General features: G+C 41.8%; 13 protein-coding genes and 1 pseudogene. 10 read left to right on the top strand and 4 right to left on the bottom strand.

The genetic code is table 11. From position 1 onward, the window contains the following. Positions 1–47: 47 nt before the first annotated feature. Positions 48–503 (bottom strand): NUDIX domain-containing protein, encoded by a 456-nt coding sequence (locus tag G5B00_RS11555; protein WP_163875270.1) that lies wholly within the window; start codon positions 501–503, stop codon positions 48–50. 112 nt (positions 504–615) lie between these two features. After that, positions 616–1,338, bottom strand: coding sequence for a hypothetical protein (locus G5B00_RS11550; protein ID WP_163875266.1), 723 nt, complete (start codon positions 1,336–1,338; stop codon positions 616–618). 258 nt (positions 1,339–1,596) lie between these two features. Here G5B00_RS11550 and G5B00_RS11545 point away from each other — a divergent pair, with 258 nt between their 5' ends. The 8 genes and pseudogenes from G5B00_RS11545 to G5B00_RS11510 all read left to right on the top strand — a co-directional run bounded on the left by G5B00_RS11545 (position 1,597) and on the right by G5B00_RS11510 (position 14,649). Then, the gene (locus G5B00_RS11545) at positions 1,597–4,011 is read left to right on the top strand and encodes a thiamine pyrophosphate-dependent enzyme (protein ID WP_163875263.1); all 2,415 of its coding nucleotides are present in this window, start codon (positions 1,597–1,599) and stop codon (positions 4,009–4,011) included. A 69-nt stretch (positions 4,012–4,080) separates the two neighbouring features. Then, entirely contained in the window at positions 4,081–5,160 is a 1,080-nt protein-coding gene (locus G5B00_RS11540; protein ID WP_163875261.1) for an SGNH/GDSL hydrolase family protein, read from the top strand. 198 nt (positions 5,161–5,358) lie between these two features. Further along, a complete protein-coding gene (locus tag G5B00_RS11535; protein WP_163875258.1) occupies positions 5,359–5,937 on the top strand; it encodes an RNA polymerase sigma factor in 579 nt (192 codons plus the stop codon). 57 nt (positions 5,938–5,994) lie between these two features. Beyond that, positions 5,995–7,164 (top strand): FecR family protein, encoded by a 1,170-nt coding sequence (locus G5B00_RS18350; RefSeq protein ID WP_163875255.1) that lies wholly within the window; start codon positions 5,995–5,997, stop codon positions 7,162–7,164. Positions 7,165–7,264: 100 nt separating this feature from the next. Further along, a pseudogene (locus tag G5B00_RS18175) lies at positions 7,265–10,630 on the top strand (TonB-dependent receptor). Positions 10,631–10,635: 5 nt separating this feature from the next. Then, positions 10,636–11,913 carry a RagB/SusD family nutrient uptake outer membrane protein gene (locus G5B00_RS11520; protein WP_163875252.1) on the top strand — a complete coding sequence of 426 codons (1,278 nt, stop codon included), beginning with the start codon at positions 10,636–10,638 and terminating at the stop codon, positions 11,911–11,913. 11 nt (positions 11,914–11,924) lie between these two features. Next, positions 11,925–12,878, top strand: a complete 954-nt coding sequence (locus G5B00_RS11515; protein ID WP_163875249.1) for a phosphodiester glycosidase family protein — start codon at positions 11,925–11,927, stop codon at positions 12,876–12,878. 52 nt (positions 12,879–12,930) lie between these two features. Beyond that, positions 12,931–14,649 carry a right-handed parallel beta-helix repeat-containing protein gene (locus G5B00_RS11510; RefSeq protein ID WP_240894468.1) on the top strand — a complete coding sequence of 573 codons (1,719 nt, stop codon included), beginning with the start codon at positions 12,931–12,933 and terminating at the stop codon, positions 14,647–14,649. Between the two features lie 42 nt (positions 14,650–14,691). Here G5B00_RS11510 and G5B00_RS11505 read toward each other — a convergent pair whose 3' ends face one another. Then, positions 14,692–16,692, bottom strand: coding sequence for a TonB-dependent receptor (locus tag G5B00_RS11505; RefSeq protein WP_240894467.1), 2,001 nt, complete (start codon positions 16,690–16,692; stop codon positions 14,692–14,694). A gap of 296 nt (positions 16,693–16,988) precedes the next feature. Between G5B00_RS11505 and G5B00_RS11500 the strand changes: the two genes are divergently transcribed. Together G5B00_RS11500 and G5B00_RS11495 are read left to right on the top strand one after the other, a co-directional pair. Next, positions 16,989–17,270: a GNAT family N-acetyltransferase gene (locus G5B00_RS11500; protein WP_163875240.1), complete on the top strand. Its 282-nt coding sequence runs from the start codon at positions 16,989–16,991 to the stop codon at positions 17,268–17,270. A gap of 859 nt (positions 17,271–18,129) precedes the next feature. Continuing rightward, entirely contained in the window at positions 18,130–18,903 is a 774-nt protein-coding gene (locus G5B00_RS11495) for a hypothetical protein (RefSeq protein ID WP_163875237.1), read from the top strand. Positions 18,904–18,956: 53 nt separating this feature from the next. Here G5B00_RS11495 and G5B00_RS11490 read toward each other — a convergent pair whose 3' ends face one another. After that, the gene (locus G5B00_RS11490; protein ID WP_163875234.1) at positions 18,957–19,760 is read right to left on the bottom strand and encodes a helix-turn-helix domain-containing protein; all 804 of its coding nucleotides are present in this window, start codon (positions 19,758–19,760) and stop codon (positions 18,957–18,959) included. Positions 19,761–19,788 lie beyond the last annotated feature (28 nt).

The raw sequence follows: 19,788 nt of genomic DNA, 5'->3' as shown, positions 1-19,788 counted from the left end.
GGCAAAAACCGAGCGAAGCGAGCTCACCAAAGGTAAATCTTTTGCCCCTACTTTATATTCTTTATTTCTTGAAAAGCTGACCATGCCACTTGATCTGTCTTGAATGTCAGGTCATTTTGTTTCAAGAGGTTGCTGTCTATGAGACGAAAGGCTTCCTGTTTTTCCGTGTGGATGTCAAGGTCAAAATCAAAGGGTTTTTCCTTGAGTTGCAATTCAAAAGAATTGAGGGCCTTGACTTGATAATAAATGGATAGGATCTGACTATCATTGAAACTGGACTTTTCAAAAAAGTCTGTGGTGTAGACGTGTTGGACAATGTCGATTTCCAATTTACATTCCTCCCAAAATTCCCGCTTCAACGCATCTATCAATCCTTCCCCGTATTCCAATCCTCCTCCGGGGAATTTTGTAAATGCGACGTTTTGTGTTCTTTCGTCACTGATGAGTACTCGGTCGTATTGATCGACCAAAATTCCATAAACTCTTACATTAAATAAATACATTGTGCTTTAAAGTTATAGGAGTTATATATGTTATGAAAGTTATGTAGGTGAAGTAAGTTGTGATTGTTATGACTCCATCACTCTCATCACTTTCATAACCCTTATCACTTTTTTATATAGGTTCAAATCCATTCTCTACGGCCATCTCATCGATACAGAAGAAGGAATAGTGTCTTGGAAGAAACCAGGCAATGGTTTGCATGATCTCGTTGAATGCATTTCTATTCCCAAATTGCTCAGGCGTGAAGTTGAAAACCAAGTCCTGTGATACCTGCTGTTCATCCTTATGGTTTCTGGCCATCAACATAGTTTTTGGGTTCTTTACCCCCGATTGTACTAGAAAATCCCGAAGTTGTACCCTGAGGTATTTGGGCAATATACTATCCGAGGGTTGTCCGATCAAAACCTCTTCGTCAGAAGAAAGCGTTTCGTCTCCCTGGCGTCGGGAAAAGATACTGTCATCGGTGTAGAATTCATCATGGAGTTCCAGGTTGACGATGTCACCATAAGAGAATACCCAATCCGGCTTGGCGTGGTGGGCATTGATGATGATTCCGAAGCCTTCTTGCAATATCATAGGCAATTGTTTGTCGATGACAAAGGCTTTGAAGTTTTCGTCGGGGGCTACGGTTTCCAACAGTAGATAGGGATAACCGTCTGCCGCCAAAGCAACTTCTTGTTGGCCGAGTTTTAGATTGGCTCCGGCAATAGCCTGTAAAAAACGATCTACCCAATGTTCGTCTCGATGAGCAAAAGGTATCTGCATCAGTTCGTTGATGATCAACGTTTTTTCTAAATCTCCTAAACCTGCTGTATCCTGTGTCGTTTTGTCCATTCCTCTCAATTTCGGTGTTAAAGCTACATAATTCCATTGTATAATTTCAAGAGATTAATGAATTTATACTTATCTTACCCATTGTGCATTATCAAATAAAAACCACTCTGTTGTCATGCTGACGATAGGAAGCATCTGCTCATGTATGCTTATCAGATTCCTCCTGTCGTCGGAATGACAAAAAAACGCACATAATGTACAACTGGTTTATCTTGTAAAAAGTAATTTTTGTACTTTTGTTAAAATTGATTTCCCATAATGTTAGATACGAATTTGAACGTTACTGCTGATCTGATCCCATCTCGACTGAGTTATGAAGACTTTCGTCATATTATTCTGGAGGATTACAAATTAGCAGTACAGAGCAGGATAGTCAGTTTGCTGGGCCGAAAGGAGGTTTTGACGGGGAAGGCAAAGTTCGGCATTTTTGGTGATGGCAAGGAAGTGGCACAAATCGCGATGGCCAAGGTCTTCCGAAAAGGAGATTGGCGATCCGGCTATTATAGGGACCAGACCTTGGCATTTGCCACAGGTATGAGTTCTATCTATCATTTTTTCTCCCAATTGTATGCTAATCCGGATTTAGCGGCTGACATATCCTCGGGAGGACGACAGATGGTGTCTCATTTTTCCACGAGGCAGGTTGACGAAGAAGGCAACTGGAAGAATCAAACCGAACAGGTCAATTCGGTGTCTGATATTTCGACAACCGGTGGGCAGATGTCCCGCTCCTTGGGACTGGGATTGGCTTCGAAGCTGTACCGGGAAAATCCGGATTTGTCTTATCTGAAATACTTTTCAAACGAAGGCAATGAGGTGGTATTTTGCACCGTGGGCAACGCCTCCACTTCGGAAGGTGTGTTTTGGGAGACCGTGAATGCCGCAGGGGTCAAGCAACTACCACTTGTCATTTCGATTTGGGATGATGGCTACGGAATATCCGTGCCCAACGAGGTACAGACAACCAAAGCCGATATATCTGAAGTGTTGAAAGGTTTCCAACGTGATCAAAATGGTGAGGGTTTTGAGATTTTCAAGGTCAAAGGTTGGGATTATGCAGGCTTGTGCGAAGTCTACGAGAAAGCGGCGCAGATTGCCCGGGAAAAGCATATTCCTTGTTTGGTACACGTGACCGAACTTTCCCAACCCCAAGGGCATTCGTCCTCTGGCTCGCATGAACGGTACAAAACGAAAGATAGATTGCGCTGGGAAGAGGAATATGACTGCAATCAGCAGATGCGAAATTGGTTGCTGGATGCCGGTTTGGCTACAGAAGAGCAATTGATCGCTATCGAACAGGAAGCAAAAGACTATGTACGCTCAGAGCAACGTAGGGCTTGGTCGGATTATCGAAAAACGCTACAGGGAGACTTGAAAGAAGCCGTACAGATGTTGGGACAATTTGGGCAGGAGGACGTCGTATTGTCTCTCAAAACCTTGCAGTCCATATCCGAACCTTCGTTGAAAGAAATCTATTCTACGGTGAGGTTGGTGTTGAGAGAACTCCGATTTGATAGTTCGTCGGCCAAAGAAGCTTTGTTGGCATGGTATAGGCAACGTCAGGCAGTCAATCACAGTCGATACAACGACTGTTTGACATCTGAGTTTCATAGTGAGCTTTTAGATTCATCCGTTCCACCTGAGTATGGCGAAAGTCCTCGATTGGTCGATGGAAGAAAGGTGCTGAATGCTTGTTTTGAAGCTAATTTCCAAAACAATGACCGTTTATTGGCCTTTGGTGAAGATGTAGGCAAGATAGGTGATGTAAACCAGGGGTTTGCAGGCTTGCAGGAAAAGTTTGGTGAACAGCGTATTTTTGATACGGGTATTCGTGAGTCGGCCATTATCGGTAAGGGTATGGGCTTGGCTATGCGTGGTTTGCGCCCTATTGCGGAGATTCAATACCTGGATTATCTGATCTATGCCCTTCCCGTTTTGAGCGATGACCTGGCTTCGTTGAGCTATCGAACGAAAGGACAGCAACGGGCTCCTTTGATCATCCGTACCCGAGGGCATCGCCTGGAAGGTATCTGGCATTCGGGATCGCCTATGTCGGTCATCCTCGGAAGTCTGAGAGGTCTACACGTATGTGTCCCTCGCAATATGACGCAGGCCGCAGGTATGTACAATACTTTGTTGAAAATGAATGATCCGGCATTGGTTATTGAATGTCTGAATGGGTATAGGTTGAAAGAAAAATTACCACTCAATGTGGGGGAATTTACTGTCCCTATTGGTATTGCCGATTTAATCCGTGAAGGGCAGGATATCACGGTCGTGTCCTATGGATCGACCTTACGGATCGTGCAAGAAGCGGCTTTGGAATTGGAAAAAGTTGGTATTTCCATCGAAATAATCGATATACAATGTTTGTTACCGTTTGATAGGGAGCATCTTTGTGCAAAATCCTTACAAAAGACCAATAGGCTTTTGGTGGTAGATGAGGATCTGCCCGGAGGCGCCTCTGCTTATATCTTGCAGAAGATCCTCGAAGAACAACAAGGGTATTTTGCATTGGATAGCCAGCCGAGGACATTGAGTGCCAAGGCCCATCGTCCTCCTTATGGTTCGGACGGGGATTATTTTACCAAACCTTCGGCCGATGATGTGGTGGAGATCGTCTATGAGGTTATGCATGATGTTAATCCGCAACGTTATCCGTCTTTGTTTTAAGAAGAATCAAATAATTAAACCTATAAGGTTTTTGAAGCCTTATAGGTTTCTTACGTTATAAACTATTCCATGAAAAAACAAATTTTACTGTCATTTATAGCTGTTTGTATCATACAATTTGCTCTTGCACAAAAAACTCCGGTTCGATTTACTGAATTGCCTGTTTACGGTAAGTTGTTTGATACCCCGCAAAAATACCACCGCGTAGATACATTGAAATACAATGATATGCCTGCCGCGGTGAAAAGGTTATATACAAATAGTGCGGGCCTTTTTGTGACTTTTAAAACCAATGCTCCCGAAATTTATGCCAAATGGTGTGTGACTAAGAGAAGAGTCGGGTTAAATTTGACGGCTATTGCCAATAAAGGTTTGGATGTCTATATAAAGAATGCACAAGGACAATGGCAATATGCCAGTTCCAAGGGCACGATCAAGGAATGTGAAGAACTTAAGTTGGCCGAATATCTGGGAACAAACGAAAAAGAGTTTTTGGTCTATCTTCCCTTGTATGATGAAACCAAAAATCTACAAATAGGCGTAACAGAGGGGTATACTGTAGAACCATTGTCCAATCCATTCAAAAAAAATATCGTCGTCTATGGATCTAGTATCGTACATGGCGCATCAGCTAGTCGTTCGGGCATGGCTTATCCTGCGATTATGTCCCGTAGAACGGGATTGAATTTTGTCAACTTTGGTATCAGCGGAAATGCCCGTATGGAAAAAGAGGTCGTGCATATGTTGGGTGATATAAACCCAGACGTATTTGTACTGGACTGTGTACCCAATTCATCACCCGAACAAGTTGCGGGCAGAACGGCCTATTTAGTAGAATATATCCGCAAAAAACACCCGAATATTCCCATTGTCATGATACCTTCTGTTGTACGTGAATTGAGTTTTTTTAATCAAAACTGGAATGTCCGAAATCGGGAGCAAAATAGGCAATGGAAAGCTGAATACCAGAAACTGATTGCCAAAGGTGTAAAAGGTCTGTATTATTTAGACGATGATTTTCTGTTGGGACATGATCATGAAGGCACGACCGATGGCACACATCCGAACGATCTGGGCTTCATGCGTATGGCTGATAAAATTGAACCTTTTGTATTGGAGGTCATGAAGAAGCATGCAATACTCCCCTGATGCCTGATTCGTAGTCGACAAGCCTCAGAGTGACAATTTAAGCGATTTTATTTGACTTTTTGCCCTCTTTTGGTTTTTATTTTTCGCAAAATGCTTTTTTAATATTAGCTTAATACAAGAATATTAGCTTTGCATCAAGATTTGTTTTTATCGGATAGTTAGCTTAAGTTTGTTAAGCCAATTTCTTCCAAACATATTATGAAGGATGCACAAAATATATTGATTCTGTTGAAATGTGGTGACGAAGCTGCTTTCAGAGAATTATATATTGCATACAGTCCGAGCATCTTTTCATTGGGCTACAAAGTCTTGAAGAATAAGGAGTGGGCAGAAGAGGTGGTACAGGAAACTTTCCTCAAGCTATGGATACATCGGGAGGAAGTAGATACCGAAAAATCCATATGGCCGTACCTGTACGTTATCGGCAAACGAATATGCTTTAATAAGCTAAGAACCCTCAGATATGATCAACAGGCTGTAAAAGAACTTTATCTCAATTCCGTATTGATGGAGGAGGAAAATAAAGTTAGTTATAATGAACTGAATACACTACTACGTCATTCTGTAGAACAGATGCCCGAAAGGCAACGTACGATATGGAAAATGAGTAGGGAAGAGGGGTTTACCCACCAACAAATTGCCGATAAACTCGGATTATCAGCGCATACAGTAAAAAACCATATCGTTCAAGCACTTAAATTTCTGCGTAACGGATTGGAAAAGTCCGACTATCTGTACTTTTGGACATTATTTTCATTTTTTTCTATTTTCCACTAGTCCCCTTTTGTTTCTCGTGTGTACTAAGAGTAATTATAAAACTAAAATAATTATTCTGTGCATAAAGAAAGGTTCCATTATCTCATTGAAAAATACATAAAGAATCAAATTTCTGAATCAGAGCTGCAAGAATTGCTTGAAGATCTAGATGATCATGAAGATGATTTTTTGACCTCCCTTGATCGATATGCCAATATTGAGGGGCGATCCGATTTTGATCAGGAACGGATCTATAGACAAATATTAGAAAATAAGCCAAATGCGGGCAAAGTTCGTTGGCATAAGTTTGTCGGAAGATGGTGGAGTGTAGCAGCAGCTGTATTAATATTGACTATCGGGACATATTATTTTAAGCTGCATACATCTGTCTTGCCTGTATCTACGGTCTCCCATATTATACAAGATAGTCTTTTAACCTTGCCTGAACATGCTGACGCTCTATTGAAATTAGCAAATGGGACAACTATTGATTTTAATGATAGCCCAGCATTTCACTTTAATCACGACGGTGTGTTATTAACAAAGCTGTCTGATGGTTCGATTGCGATGTCATTTGACGAAGAAGCCTATCATCCAGCAACCAAAGGCGAGGATCATTTTCACCTGTTCAGTACACCTAAGGGTACCTCTTTTTCGTTGCATCTGCCCGATGGTTCTCTGGTTTTTCTTAATTCAGATTCTAAACTGCAGATCCCTTCTGATTTTAATACATCGGATCGTCGTGTCAAATTAGTTGGGGAAGGGTATTTTGAGGTGGCACACAATAAGGAAAAACCCTTTGTCGTCCATACGAAAAGTACAGATATTACGGTACTCGGTACACATTTCAATATCAAATCCTATATGGATCAAATGCAGGTACAGACGACCTTATTGGAAGGGGCTGTACGGGTAAACCATGAAAATAAACGAGTGGATCTCCGTCCGGGCGAACAGGCCGTGTCGATAGATGGAAAAGACATAACCAAAAGAAAGGTCAATGTACAGCAAATCATGGCATGGAAAGAAGGATATTTTAGATTTAGCAATGCTTCTATTCAGGAGATTTTGGAAGATATTCAGCGGTGGTACGCCATCAAGGGTGTAGATTATGAAGTTCGTTCGGATGAACGGTTTACAGGAGCGATCAAAAGAACGAGAAATCTGACCGAGGTATTGGACAACATCGAGAAGATTTCCAATATAAAATTCAAAATCATAGAAGGGAGGGTCATCGTGATGAAATAAAAACATAAAAAAACGGAAGCGCTGCCACGCTTCCGCAAGATGTACATGGATTAAATAAATAACCTTGTTAACAGTAAATTATTTACCAAATACTTTTCAAATGTATCATATTTTTACGATTAATCCGCTCTTTTCCATGGGAGGGTTATATAAATACTTGTTAATTATGAAATTGGTTTCTTTATTGTTGTTCGGAACCATGATGTATGCCAGTGCATCGACATTCGGACAAAAGATTTCCATTAATGTAAAACAAGCAAGTTTCCAAGAGGTGTTGGAAGCTATCCAAAAGCAAACGAACTATGACTTTCTTTATAACAATGCACACTTAAAGAATTTAGAAGCATTGGACTTGTCTGTGAAAAATAAAGACTTTACGGAAGTGTTGAATAAAGTTTTGACCCCTAATGGTTTAGTGTATGCCTTGGATAATAATATCGTGCTGATTAAGCCCAAAGAAGAACTAGGTAGGGACGAATTAGGAGTTCAGCAAGTTGTTCAAGGGTATGTCAAAGATGCCAATAATCAGCCTATCATCGGGGCGACGGTGTCATTGGCCAACAGCAACCTAGCTACCGCGACCGACGAAAACGGATATTTTAGACTTTCTGTCCCTGTATCATCGGGAAGTCTGATCGTGACGGCTCTCGGTTTTACTTCCCGTACATTGGTCTTTCAGCAAGGACAGGTCCTGCAGGTCGATTTGTCAGCTTCGTTGAGCGGTCTGGACGAAGTGGTGATCGTGGGCTATGGAACCCAAAAGAAAGAGCTGGTGACCAGTGCAATCGGTAGCTTTAAAGTAAAAGATGAAGATGTCCGTCAGGTCGCCAGTCCTACACGGTTATTGGAAGGTCGGATAGCAGGTGTAAATGTATCTGTCGGGTCCGGTAACCTTGCTTCAGGAGAACGGATTTCTGTGCGGGGTTTTTCGTCAATCAGCGCAGGCAACAATCCGCTTTATGTAATCGATGGGGTGCCTATCAATACGGCGAATATGTCCTTATATGATTTTGGGGAGACGTATAGCCCATTGGCAGCTTTGAACCATGCTAATATCGAATCCATAGAAGTGCTGAAAGATGCGGCTTCGGCTGCCATTTATGGTTCGCGGGCTTCCAATGGCGTGATCCTGATCACGACCAAATCCGGAAAAAATGGCGTGAACAATATCCGGGTAGATCTGAGCACGGGATTTTCGGAATTTCCCAATCGGAGTAAGGTGAAAATTGCTAGCTCTGATTTGCACGTGCAACAATTTAACCAGGGACAGCACAATTATAATGTACAATACGGCCTTGCGCCCGGTGATGTCAATTACAAAATACCGATCAGCAACCCTTTTGGCGATATGCCAGATACGGACTGGGTGGGATTGGTATTGCAAAAGGGTTACTTCAAAAACTTAAATACGACTTTCTCAGGAGGAACACCCCATACAAATTATTACTTGGGATTTGGCTATACCGATCAAGAGGGGATTTTTAAGAATAATTCTATCGAAAAGTATAATGTCACCGCGAAGCTATCCCATAGATTCAATAATTGGCTAGAGCTGGGGGCTAACAATGTGGGAAACTTTATTCGTAACAACCAGATACCCGGTGCTAATGCCGGTACAACCATCATTGGCCGTACGATAGGTCAGCGGCCGTTTGACAGGCCATTCAAACCTAACGGTGATTACTATGTCGGTGGTACGGATGAACTGGTCTATCACAATCCGGCACAAATTCTCAATGAACAAGTTGCCTATGTGGATAATTTTAGATACTTAGGAACTTTCTACGGCAATATCACGCTTACAGAAAATCTATCGTTCAAATCTTCATTCAATGCCGATATAGGTTATACGTATGACTACACATACTTCAACGAGCATCATCCTTATGGAACAGGTGTAGGACGGTTTCTTGATTACAATAGGTTGATACAGAGTTATCTGTACGAAAATACGGTGAACTACCAAAAGAAGTTTGACAGACTTGAAGTAACAGGATTGGTTGGACATTCATTCCAAAATCAACAGATCAGAAATACCGGTGTGGATGCAAGAGGATTTCCGACACCATCGCTAGTGACCATTTCAGTAGCGTCGGAGATATTTGGAGCGAGTGGTGCGATGAGTGAGTAGGCTCTGGAATCTTATTTTGGACGGGGTACCGTTGCTTTTGACGATAAGTATATGATGACGGCTACCCTACGTGCCGATGGATCGTCCAAATTTCATCGGGACAATCGTTGGGGATACTTCCCGTCTATTTCCTTTGGCTGGAATGTGTCCAAAGAAGAATTTATGGGGGATAACAACCAGGATATAAAAATCCGTGCAAGTTATGGCAAGACCGGAAACCAAGAAGGTATCGGTAGCTATGCCTATCAAGCATTGATGTCTGGAGGTCAGAATTATGGTAATGAAAGTGGTATTTCCGTATCGTCCTTTGGAAATGAAGACTTGACTTGGGAAAAAGCAGATCAGTATGATTTTGGCTTTGATATCAGTCTGTTTGGCCGTAAGCTGGATTTATCTTTTGATGTCTATTACAAAAAGACCACAGATTTATTGTATAGCATGCCAATTCATGCTACGACGGGTATGACATCCATCACGAGCAATATCGGATCCATGGAAAACAGGGGGGTAGAATTTTCGGCTTCCACCGATTTTAATTTGGGATCCGTCAAGTGGAACACCAATTTCAATATAGCACACAATAAGAATAAGATTTTATCATTGATTGACAATGATAATTTGCCGATTTCTATCGGTGATAACCGTGCTTTACAGGTCGGAAGAGATATTGGCTCGTTCTATTTGTTCCAAATGGAAGGCTTATACCAGTATGACGGTGAGGTACCCCAACCTCAGCTTGATCTGGGAGTTAGAGCGGGAGATGTGCGATGGACCGATTTGGATGGAAACGGGATTATCAATGATAATGACCGTGTCGTAATAGGCTCTTCCAATCCAAAATTCTCCGGAGGCTGGAACAATAAATTTAATTATAAAAATCTACAACTAGATGTATTGACTACGTTCATGTATGGCAATAATGTCTATAATCAATCCAAACCCTCTGCATTGGCCCGTATAGGATACCGTACTGCCCAATTGGAGGAATATGTGGTCAACCAATGGACCGGACCGGGAAGCACGAATGTCTACCCGAGAGCGATAGCAGGTGAAACCTTCAATACCCGCAATTCGACCCGTTTTCTGGAGGATGGTTCTTTTATTCGTCTGCGGGCCGTGACATTGGGCTATCATTTACCATCCTTTAAAGTGAAAAACTTTTCAGTAAATAATATCAGAATATACGGACAAGTGGATAACCTGTTTTTGTGGACGAAATATTCGGGATGGGATCCTGAAGTGAGCAAAAATTTAGATCCTCGTTTTTTTGGTACGGATTGGTTTAATACACCACAACCGAGGACTTATAATCTAGGTGTAAACATTAACCTTTAATCAAGATGAAAAAGAAATTAATATATCTAAGTGCGCTATTTGGAATATTGCTGATGACAGGATCTTGTGGCAATAAGCTTGACCTGTACCCGTATTCGGCGATGTCTCCAAAAGCTGTTACACCTTCAGATCTTCCTGCATTGCGATTAGGTATGTACAATGATATGCAGAATGATCCCGGTGTATATGCTTTTATTTTGTTTGATCTGTTAGGTGGTGATATCCATACAGCTTCCGGGGCTCCTTTTGATCTCATCAATACTATTCTTTCTCCTTTGAATTCCATGGTGGGCGGAGGTTGGAACGGTTATTATGGAGCATTGTTTCAGGTGAACAACGTCATTGGCGTTTGTGAGGATATGGAACTTTCTGCCGCACGCAATAGAACGTTGGGCGAAGCATATTATTTTCGGGCGTATATTTATTATAGTCTCGTAACAAGGTGGGGCAGGGTTCCTATTTTTGGGAAAAATACCTTAGATAAGCCTTTTCGTGACCCTGTCGAGGACGTATGGGAATTTATCGAAGACGATCTGGATGCGGCATTGTCCCTGTTGACTACTTCGGCCAATTATTATTATGTATCGGCAGATGCGGCGACAGCATTGAAGGCCAGAGTTATGCTTAGTCAGGGAAAAATGACCCAAGCAGCTAGTTTGGCCGAAAGCTTGATTACATCAGGTAAGTATAAATTGGATACTTTTGAGAAGATCTTTCGGAAGCAGGCAAATACAGAGATCATTTTTGCCTTTGAAAACTTGTCCGAAGAATCAACCAACAATATTTCCGACCTGTTTTATTCCTATGCACATCCTAACAAAGGGCAAGGGAGCTATCGTGTCTCTCAACAATTGGTCAATGCCTATGTAGCAACGGACAAACGTAAAGATATTTCTATCATCAATATCGTAGGGACAGACTGTGTCAATAAATATCCTAGTGGACAGACAGGAAAGGATCCGGTGATTATTTCGAGGATAGCTGAGATGTATCTGATCAGTGCAGAGGCACAGGGGCGTGTAAACGGCTTGCCACGTCTGAACGAGTTGCGTAACTTTCGTGGACTATCGTTCATCAGTGTGACTTCTGACGATCAGTTTATCGAAGCGATATTGGAGGAGAGACGTTTGGAGTTGATGGGAGAAAATTTCAGATATTATGATTTGGTTCGTACGAATAAGGCGATTGAGAAATTAGGAATAAAATCTCATCAGACTTTATTGCCCATCCCCGGACGTGAATTGCAGTACAATACGAACTTGGAACCTAATCTTGGCTATTAAACATGACAATAATGAAAAAGATACGTATGAATCGTTTATACCTCTTGTTTCTTGTGCATATGACCCTTTGTTTGGGGGCATGTGATAGGGAACTGGAGACAATAGAACCTTATGATGTCTATGTCGCCATCCCCAAAACGGATGTGACCAGACGTTTGGTAGAAGGTACGGATTTGGTCAGTAAAGTATTTTCGGATACCAGTTATGTGGTAGTAGATGGTTTGCAAGCTACCGAAGTCCGTTATTTATCTTCCATAGGATTGGCTATGAAGCTCTCTATTTTTGAAGTCGACCTGACCAATCCAAATATTTTGATAGAAGCGTCTACACCCAACAATGCCCCTGCTTTTGGCAGGCAGCGTATGACGGTTCAAGCCACTTTCGAAGATGCGGAAGGACACAAGGTATGGGGTGGAGTGAACGGAGATTTCTTTGATGGTACCAATGGTACGCCCCGAGGTATTTTGTATAAAGAAGGGGTAGCTATTCGCACAACCTTTCCGGATATATATACCACTTTCTTTGGGATCTTAGACAATGGAAAAGCCGCTGTCGGTGACAGGGCTTTATATCAGACTATTGCACCGAACATTATGGAGGCGGTAGGGGCCCGGGCTACTTTGGTGACAGACGGTATTGTCGTGTCTCAGACAGATTTCACTGTTGAACCCCGTACGTGTATCGGTGTGTCCGAAGATGGCAATACCGTCTATATTATGGTCATCGACGGTCGTAATTTTCATTATTCCAATGGGATGAATTATGAATCGCTGGGCAAATGTATGAAGGCTTTGGGTGCGTATCAGGCGGTCAATCTTGATGGTGGAGGTTCCAGTACCTTCTTTGTACGCAATACGCCGTCATTTGCCGCCGACCGGTTTGAGATTCGCAATTGGCCTTCTGATAATGGCGGGCAAGAGCGTGCTGTCGCGACAGGTTTATTAATTATATCTAAAACACAATAAAAAGATGACCATGAATACAGTTCTCAATCGATTAGGGAAAATTGGATTTTTCATGATCTTATTACAAATCTTTGTGACATCATGTTACAAGATTGATTTAGAAAGCTTTCAGGCTGATACACCAGAAATATCATTTCCAGAGTTGACGATTACCGTTCCTAGTAAGCTGGATACTATTGAGTTGCCGATCGTGGCTAATTTACCTTGGCGCGTTAAAACCAATGTAGATTGGCTGACTTTTGTCAAGCCTAACGGGGAGGGTACGGGTACCTTCAAAGTAGCTATTGCGCGAAACAGGGTCACAACGGCTCGTACGGCAGAGATCATCGGATATATAACGGGTGATACGCAAGTCAAAATGACCCTTATTCAGGAAGGTGGTGAGCCTGCACCTGATGAGACAAGGCATTTTCATGTGAAGATGTCGGGCAACCCCGATAAAGACGGACTTTCATGGACAGATGCCACCACTTTAGCCGCGGCTTTGGAAGAGGCAAAAGACGGTGATTTTATCCATATAGCCGGAGGTACGTATGTACCGACTGTTACGGTTACAGGAGGTAGTACCGCCAATGCGAATGATCATACTTTTGAGATTGCGCAGAATATACATATCATTGGCGGTTATCCTGCCGATGCGACAGAAGGAAGTGTGGCCGACCCGGAAATTTATCCTGTTGTTTTGAGCGGTAATGACCAAAATTATCACGTTGTTGTTGTGTCTGCTATCCCCGAAGGAGACCATTACGTATCTATGCGTGGGATCATAATCAGCAAGGGCCATGCCGGTTCGTCTGGAAATGTCAGTGTCAATGGCGTAAACGTGGCGAGAAATTATGGAGGAGGATTGGTCGTGGTCAAGTCAAAATTGCATCTTGACAATTGTCGAATCCATGATAATGTATCGGATGGTCATATTCCCGGCGTATATATGTTGGCACAAGCCGAAGTCATCATGCGAAATACCAGTATTTCGAATAATAGAGGGATAAGTAATGGTGGAGGTATCTGGAATGATGGTTCTACCCTGTACATGTATGATTCGGAAGTTATCGGAAATATTGCCAATGGTGTAGGAGGAGGCATATATAGCCTCAACACGGGTGTGGATACGTATAATTACCTGTATAACGTGACGATTGCTGATAATCAAGTTGGTGCTGTAGGTTTTGCACGTGTAGGGGCAGGCATATATTCCCGTGAACGCTCTAGGTACACCATCGTGAATTGTTCTATTTACGGCAATAAAAATATAGGAACAGGTTTCGGTGCCGGCATCACGGCGTATGGTGGCTCTACGGTAGATATCATCAATACGACGATCAGTAACAATGAGGGAGGTGTGGGCAATGCCGCTAGCAATGGGGGATCAGGTGTGTTTAATAATAACAGCCCTACAGCCAACACGATAAATATATACAACTCGATCGTATCAGGAAACACGGGACATGCAAATGAAATCGGGGGAGCAAATATAAATCTGCAATCCAGTATTGTCGGGTCGGCTGTGTATAATTATGACAAGGCCATAGAAGCGGGGCAATCTTTCGATCCGTCTACCATGTTTTCTCCATTTGCACAATATGGTACAGGTTTTGGTAAATCTTTACCGGTATTGAACAATACTCCTGCAACTTTGTTTGGCATGACATTGTTACAACTTCAGGTATTGGGAGCAAACCTCGACTTAGACGAGAATTATTACTTGCAAGATCAAAACAATGGTTCCCGGACAGGCACTACAGTCATGGGAGCTGCATTGCCTTTATAGAAAGGATTAAAATAAGAAACGGCCACTGATTGTGGCCGTTTCTTATTTTATCCCTACCTTCACACCCCCATAAAAATTACGACTTGCAGCTGGATTGAAGTATCTCCCACCGAAAGCATTGATATCGTTGCCAAGGCTATATTTTTCGTTCAACAAGTTATCTCCACCAACAAAGAGTTGTAGGTTAGTCTTTTTAATTATTGAAGGCAGTGTCATGCTCAATTTGGCTTGCAATAAATGATACTTGTCTGCAAACATCGTATTTCCGTCATCCAATGGCAGATCCGACATGAAGTAATGACGTATATACAGATTATAGCTTTTCAAGATGTTGAGCTGTAAACTGTTTGACCATGTCCAATCCGGTACAGCGGTCATTTTTTTACCGCTGTAATCCTTGTCTTCGACACGATATTCACCAAAGCGGTAATGCTGATAAGCCACTGCAGACTGTAAGGACAGAGATCTACATATTCCATTGGGTCGGGGAGTGAGGGCATTTATCCAAATGCTGGCCTCAATACCTTTTTGCTTCATTTTGCCGGCATTGACATAGTAATCTTCACCTTGTTCGTTGGCTTGTCTTACGATGCCGTTTTGCACATTGTACCTATAAGCCGTTAGATCGATAAGTAACTTTTGTGCCGAAAGCATATAACGAAAGCCTGTTTCTATATTCGTTCCCGTTTCTGCATGAAGGCCTGTATTGATTATCCGATCAGAAGGGCGTATTTCCTCAATAGTAGGGGTAGAGTAGCCTTTGGCAATGGATGCACGCCATACAAAATGATCACTAAAAGCATAAGACGAGGCTAGCCTTGGCATCCATATACCCGAAAAATCAATTTTTCCTTTGGGCTGGTCAATGATAGGGAAAGTTTCTTCATAGCGTACATTGTTCTTGTTGTAGCCCAATGATGCTTCCCAGGTCCATCTGTCCCAGAATCGGGCCATTGCCCGATAGAATATATTCACTTGGAGGTTGTCCAATTCGTCTTCGTCCATTATTGTGCCCGGCACACCTTTTTCATTGGTATAATTTTTTCTTTTGTTCCATCCCCAATAGCTTTCGGCACCCAATTGCATTTCCCAGACCGTTTCTTGTTTATGTCCATGCCAAGAAAAATATGTTCTTGCACCTAGATTTTTTTCATCCCGAAATTCATAGTTTGTGATAAAAGGATTTTCAAAATCTGTGTACGATCCAAATACACTGAGGGTATGGGAAAGTTGTGGTTTGATTTGCGTGTTGTGTGTAATACCCAAGATACCTGTTTTGTTATATATGGCAGCTTTCTGTTCTTTGGCACCGAGGGTCGGTCCGGCAGGTCGTCTGGACATTTTGGGATTTTCATCAAACTGTGCCTGAGTAAGTCCGCCCGGTGTCTGATAGCCTAGGTCAGTGTACAAGGCGAAAATACGGAGCTGATTTTTAGGTGAATATTGCCATTGATGTGTGGTCTGAAATGTTTTTTTGTTCAATGCCGTTTGTTCTCTATAGCCATCCGAACGTGAGAAAGATTGATCAAATGAGAATTGGTATTTGTCGCTGGGACGTTGTTGTATAGACAATTGTTCTTGGAATAGACCGAAGGATCCTCCTGCGATTGTCATATCTATACCATTCTGTATATCGTCAAATCCTTTGGGAGCAATCCGGACTACACCTCCCGAATTGGCCCCAAACAGGGAGCCATCTGGGCCTTTGATGATCGTTATGGAGGCTATGCTGTTGGGATCCAATAGATTGAGGTAGGTGTTTCCTCCGGCATCTGTCAAAGGAAATTCGTCGATGTATATTTTGGTATTGCGAATACCGAAAGGCGAACGTATGAGACTGCCCCGCATAGCCAGGCGGTAAGAACCCGGAGAGCGTTCTTCCATGCGGATGCCGGGAACCGTGTTGACCGAGGAAATGAATGAATTTGTATTTTGTTGCGCCAATGTGTGGGCAGATAATATGTGTGTCGGGGAGGTGATGCTCATCAGTGGTTGCTGTAGGAAATAAACCTTGACCTGCACAGGTTGTAGGTTAATCTGCAAACTGTCTGTAGACGATTGGCTGTAGAGCGAAGTGGAGGAAAATAAGCATACCCAACAGTATGGAAGGACAATAAAAAAAGTGTTGAAAAATGAAATACGCATTGGAACCACGGAAAAAATATGGGCTAAAATAAACATTCCTTTTGAAAAATGCGAGTGCTGGCGGATATAAAATCCGTGTAGACTACAAATTCCAGATAGCTTCTTAGAACATATTTAACTTTCTGTTGTTTTAGATATAGCTTGTGCAAGTTTCGTTTGAAAGTAGTATGGGTGTGTATTTTTTAAGGAGTATTATGATAGTCAAACATGAAATAACAGAAACCAAAGGTGCTTTCATTGCGATGGAAGACAATAAGAAGATAGGGGAAATGACGTATTCCGTTGCGGGGGCAGACAAGATTATCATCGATCATACCGAAGTGCATCCGGATGAAAAGGGAAAGGGCATAGGTCGGGTATTGCTCGATAAGACTATTGAATATGTGCGGGACAATAATCTGAAGATTGTGCCGCTATGTCCTTATGCAAAATCAATGTTTGATAGAGATGTGAATATCCGGGATGTATTGGTATAACTTCATGGTACGACCATTTTTTGCCTCTCTCCATGGTGAGTGAAGGCAATAACCAGACAGGGATAAGCCTCTTGAGGAAAAAGATGCTGTTGATTGAAAGGAGTTGGATAGGTGAGATTCTGTCCAATAACTTCTGCTTGTTTCTAAACTATTCGTACTTGTACTCAAATGATGTGTAATTGTTTATAGACGATCTATCATGGTTCCAAGGCTACCCGTACGTCGGAATATACAGCATCTAGTTCTTTCTCTTGCTACGTAACATTCTTTTAATGAAATATATATTCCATATTGATTTAATAGTGTTTACTAAAGAGAAATATTAGCTTGATTTAAATTGCTCTCTATACACGGCAAAGTATGCACACATTATGTTGTACCGAGCAATATCCGTTTCACAGAAGGTATAGTTTGGAAAGAAACCGGCTGAATTTGCTAAAAATGTATAAAAGAATATGAATGATCATTATGAAACCTTAATGAATTCTATATGATTCATCAAAATCAGATGTAGTTTGACACAAATTACTATCTGTTTCTTGTAAATCATGGTGCGTCTGTATCCATGTTACGTAGCAGTGTATCCGTATAATGACGTGAAAAATTTAGTTTCTGTTTTCATCTTTATCTAGTGAATATGACAAAGGTATGGTAAGAAAAGGTGCTAAAAAAACCATGAGCGAATTGTCCTGACATTTGGCTACAAAACAATTTTTCTTTAGAGAATTTTAGTACAGATTTTTTGAATGCATTCGGGGTAAAAATACCTGTTTTCAAGTATTGCCGGAGTGTATGTAGATATAGTATTTTTGTTCTTATTGAAATGAGAACCAAGATTAAATATACTATGAAAAACAAAATGAATAAGAATTTCGCAAAATGGTTGATCAGTATAATTGTCCTGATGATGACTATCGGTTGTTCAAAAGGAGATCCGGATCGCCAGAAAGACGAGGATACATTTAATCCTAAATTTGTAAATAGCAATTGGGGACATTACAGTGGCGTGTTGGTTGGGTCTACGGGCTATTTTAACATTCTCGTTACGGGTGTAGGAGTAAGTGCTGTGGTATTTTTCGATGGGCAACGATATGAGATGCAAAGCAATACCTCTGTTCCGGAAAAGCAAGACTATGATCTGGAACTGTCAAAAGATGGTGTTGTGATCACTTTTAGTGTAGACAAATCCGGAAAAAGGCCAGAAGTCGAAATAGAGATTCCCGATCACCCCAATGTCAATGCTACGATATTCAAGACAGAAGAAAAGCAACCGGTCAAGAACTATTTAGGGTGGAGTAAATCTACTTACGAACAAAATACACATAATGAGATCTACAACATGACGATCAAAGGCGACAAGTATGAGGTGGTGGCTAAAAGCACCTTTGAATCCTACAGTCAGGTCGGCATCATAGAATGGATCGGTAAAGATAAGGTACGTATCATCGCACCGGAGACAACGCTCCTTGCCAACGTGGAACCGCAGACAGGCGTGATCAGCTACAAGGAAACCGGAGAGAATAATTATTCGCTGGAAATACAGCTTACTCCACAGAATTTACTCATTGCCGATAATCCAGGCTTTGACGATGGGGACGATTATGCTTCGCCTAAACCTGCTCCGGGAAAATAAAGTAAATTTTAGATAACTTTTCCAAAGTTTCAAAACTTTGGAAAAGTTTAATATTAAATGTATCCATAACGGATACACTGTGCGATAAGTTCGGCGGTATTTTTACAGTTTGATTTTTTGAGGATATTCTTACGGTGGGTCTCTACAGTATTCCGACTGACGAAAAGTTTGTCTGCAATACCATCTGTTGTCATACCTAATGCTATATTTTTGATGATTTCTATCTCGCGCTTGGAATAAGGTGATTCGATGACAATACCTTTTAGGTCAAACGGTTCGTAGTTTTCAAAGACATTGTCATCAAACACATCCAGATCCATATAACTCGGCTCTCCATCCAGGCCGATCAAAGAGAGCTTATGGTTATTCACTTTTGTGATGTGCGTAATATCCGTATGGCAACCGAATACTTTGAGTAGGGCTCCCTCTTCAGTGGTTTTCATCGTAATGGTTTGCAACAAGAACAGACGATATCCCTTATGCAATGTGCGTTCACGAAGACAATAGGTAATTTTATATTTGACCATTTTTTCGGGCAAAACGCAATGTTTCAAAAAATAAGCTACGACATCTTCACAACGCATCATAAAGGTTATATCGTCGGGATGGACGAGCTTGATAAGGCGCGGTAGGCTTATTTCATCTTGTGGGATACCCAGTAGTTTGCTGACAGAAGGGCTGACTACATCAAATATCAGCGTTGGTGAATCAATGACATAGTAGTAAAAGTCACCGGGACAGAATAAGTTGGCAAAGTAGTGGGCGACATCGGTGATGGCAGGAGCCATAGACTTTTTCCCCAGATAGTTGTCGTGGGAATGCCAGATGTTATAGACAGTTTCGACTTTATCACTCATTTTTTAGGTAATGTGTTATTCTTCTGCT

It is taken from the genome of Parapedobacter sp. SGR-10 (assembly GCF_011030405.1).
Classification (GTDB): domain Bacteria; phylum Bacteroidota; class Bacteroidia; order Sphingobacteriales; family Sphingobacteriaceae; genus Sphingobacterium.
The sequence above is the reverse complement of the archived record's forward strand: the minus strand, read 5'-3'. Positions and strand labels throughout refer to the sequence as shown.